The sequence below is a fragment of the Nostoc sp. genome (genome assembly GCF_054880495.1).
The window spans coordinates 1-2,639 of record NZ_JBTYKD010000190.1; the positions used below are offsets into that span (position 1 = coordinate 1).

Sequence of the window (2,639 nt, forward strand, 5' to 3'; positions counted from 1 at the left end):
GATCGCACCGACACTCGTGTCCCGATATGTGGACACACCGTTATTATATAATGCTCCGGCGCAACACATCAGAATTAATGACATGAACTACTAGTTTCCAGCCTCTGGCTGGAAATGCTCCTCATTGCGGCTCTGCCGCAAGTCTTGAGGCGGAGCCTCAACGACGGGCATTCCCAGTCTGAGACTGGGAACGAGATAATCTGTAAAAGCTGGTTCTAGACTAACTTTCACGTTAAGTTGACACCAATGTGCACTAATGCACACCTCGACCCTAACAGCCGCGATATTTTCCTGCATTCCGTGTATTCCGATGATTTTGCCAGTGGAAGTTTTGTTTTGTATTGGTAAACTTCTCTGATTTTATAGACAGACTTTGCCATTCATGGTAAATTATCTATAAAATAAAACTATATTCTCAAGAGTCGAAGACATCTGAATGTTGGGTGAAAATCCTTTTGGGGTGCGAAGTCGGTAAACAATCCGAATCTATAGGAACTAAAAAGTAAATCACATCAGATCGAGATAATCAATCAGAGAATAAAAGGTAAGAAAGAATAAAAGCAATCCCTAATGCTTTGGTTGATGGGATAAAGGGGATTGTAGTTTCCCCAGTAAGGGTAAAAACTTACAAACTAATTAAATAGATATTTGTCTATATAATTAGCAACTATATATCGTGCAAGATATGAGTTATAGCAATCGCCAAAGCCTTTAGGACAGTTGGCGGTAAATGCCCCTTGCACAGCGTACTTTGTGATTTTATTGCTGTCCTAAGCTACCTGTCCGTTGCCATATCACTAAATGCAGGTTTTACCTCGGTTTTTGTGTTGTAAATTGGTAATTTATCACCAGGAAAATTTGGAGTTTACCAATGTCTGAACAAAAGCCCGTAAGTCCCTGGAATTACAAACCTTGGTGGTGCCAGCCCTGGTCTATAGTTCTCACAGGTGTAACACTAATTGGTGGTAGCTGGTTACTATTTAAAACTATCTGGCTAACAGTTCTCGTTTCCATCCCTGTAGTCACCTGGATGGGATTTTTTGTGTTGTTTTGGCCGCAACTAATGATTCGCAGTGGGATTTTGGAGTCGTATAAAGACTAATTAGAGCCTGATCTGATACTGGAAATTGCTCCAGGTAGAGAACAGACGGGAAGGAGAAGTTGCCAGGGACGGCTTCCAACTCTGGCAACTTCTGTGCATCTATATAAAATAGCGGAAATCAAAAATGTCAAGTTGTGACGAAGAACTCTGCCAGTATAATAAACTTTGATAATTTTTCACATATACTGATAATTTCTAATTTCCAACCTGAATTGGGGCAAAAGAGCTTGTAAACATCTATATAATCAGGAAATTTCTCCAGTGAAAGTTAGAGTGATATGAACAACAGAACAAACCGAAGGCATGAAGAATATCATGCATTACAATATTTCTGTAGATTCAACCGAATGTTGATTTTTATTGCAGAGATGTTTCTATCACGCAGCCTTGATGCTGGAAAGGTAATCAGGTGGTTATTGCAAAATTTCCAGCATACCAGACTTCGCTGGCTAAGGCTCAGACACTCATCTGTGAAAACGCCAGCTGTTCCTCTACCTGAAAATGAACCAGAAAGGCTCAAAGCATTGGCGGAGTACAATATTCTGGATACTCTACCGGAACAAGCATTTGATGACCTAACTGCTCTGGCTGCCCACATTTGTGAGACTCCAATTGCTTTAATTAGCTTAGTAGATAGCGATCGCCAATGGTTTAAATCTCAGGTTGGACTAAACACTACGGAAACACCCAGAGAGTTGAGTTTTTGTGCCCATGCCATTCTTCAACCAAATCATATATTAGTGGTTCCCAACGCACTCAAGGACGATCGCTTTAATAACAATCCCCTAGTCAAAGGTAATCCCAATATTTGTTTTTATGCTGGTGCCCCACTAGTTACACCCAAGGGTTTTCCCATCGGAACGTTGTGTGTGATCGATACGATTCCTCGTGTTTTAAGTTACCAGCAGTTGGATGCACTGCGTCGCCTAACTCGGCAAGCGATCGCTCAAATGGAACTCATTCAGGAAGTTCGCAACCGCAAACAAGCAGAGATGGAAGTAAGGCAGTTATCGCTAACCGATGAACTAACAGGTTTGCATAACCGACGTGGTTTCTTTTTGTTGGCTGAACAACAGTTAAAAATTGTTCACTGCATGAAAGTTTTTTGCTGGGTGATCTTCATTGATTTAGATGGGCTAAAGCTAATTAACGACACCCTTGGTCATGACATAGGAGATGCCTTGATTGTTGATGCTGCTCAATTGCTCAAGCAAAGTTTTCCGAACCCGGATATTGTTGCCCGCTTGGGTGGAGATGAGTTCATTGTTTTGAGCTCCAGCTACTTTCAGGACGCTGATAGCATTCAAGTGTGTCTGCAAGCAAATATCGCTAACTTTAACCAACAGCAAAACCGCAGCTATGAACTTTCGATGAGTATGGGGATAGAGCGTTATTCATCAGAGAGCAATCTCTCACTAGAAGAACTAATCGCCAAGTCTGATGAATTAATGTACGCTCATAAGCGTCTCAAGCGGCAATCTATTGCATGAAGAGGGCGAGAAAACTCGGTTTGAAAACTCCAATCGGAAGCTATACT

3 protein-coding genes are annotated in these 2,639 nt (G+C 41.6%); 2 read left to right on the forward strand and 1 reads right to left on the reverse strand.

The window, feature by feature from the left end; translation table 11 throughout:
• Nucleotides 1–90: 90 nt before the first annotated feature.
• Nucleotides 91–297, reverse strand: a complete 207-nt coding sequence (locus ACYTXL_RS18435) for a hypothetical protein (protein WP_461926010.1) — start codon at nucleotides 295–297, stop codon at nucleotides 91–93.
• A gap of 574 nt (nucleotides 298–871) precedes the next feature.
• Here ACYTXL_RS18435 and ACYTXL_RS18440 point away from each other — a divergent pair.
• Nucleotides 872–1,102 carry a DUF6737 family protein gene (locus ACYTXL_RS18440; protein ID WP_334825845.1) on the forward strand — a complete coding sequence of 77 codons (231 nt, stop codon included), beginning with the start codon at nucleotides 872–874 and terminating at the stop codon, nucleotides 1,100–1,102.
• Between the two features lie 278 nt (nucleotides 1,103–1,380).
• On the forward strand, nucleotides 1,381–2,592 hold the full coding sequence (locus ACYTXL_RS18445) for a sensor domain-containing diguanylate cyclase (protein ID WP_461926011.1): 1,212 nt from the start codon (nucleotides 1,381–1,383) through the stop codon (nucleotides 2,590–2,592).
• Nucleotides 2,593–2,639: the final 47 nt, after the last annotated feature.

Coding starts and splice junctions, on each gene's coding strand:
- ACYTXL_RS18435 (WP_461926010.1), bottom strand. CDS start 297: ATGCAGGAAAATATCGCGGCTGTTAGGGTCGAGGTGTGCATTAGTGCA.
- ACYTXL_RS18440 (WP_334825845.1), top strand. CDS start 872: ATGTCTGAACAAAAGCCCGTAAGTCCCTGGAATTACAAACCTTGGTGG.
- ACYTXL_RS18445 (WP_461926011.1), top strand. CDS start 1,381: ATGAACAACAGAACAAACCGAAGGCATGAAGAATATCATGCATTACAA.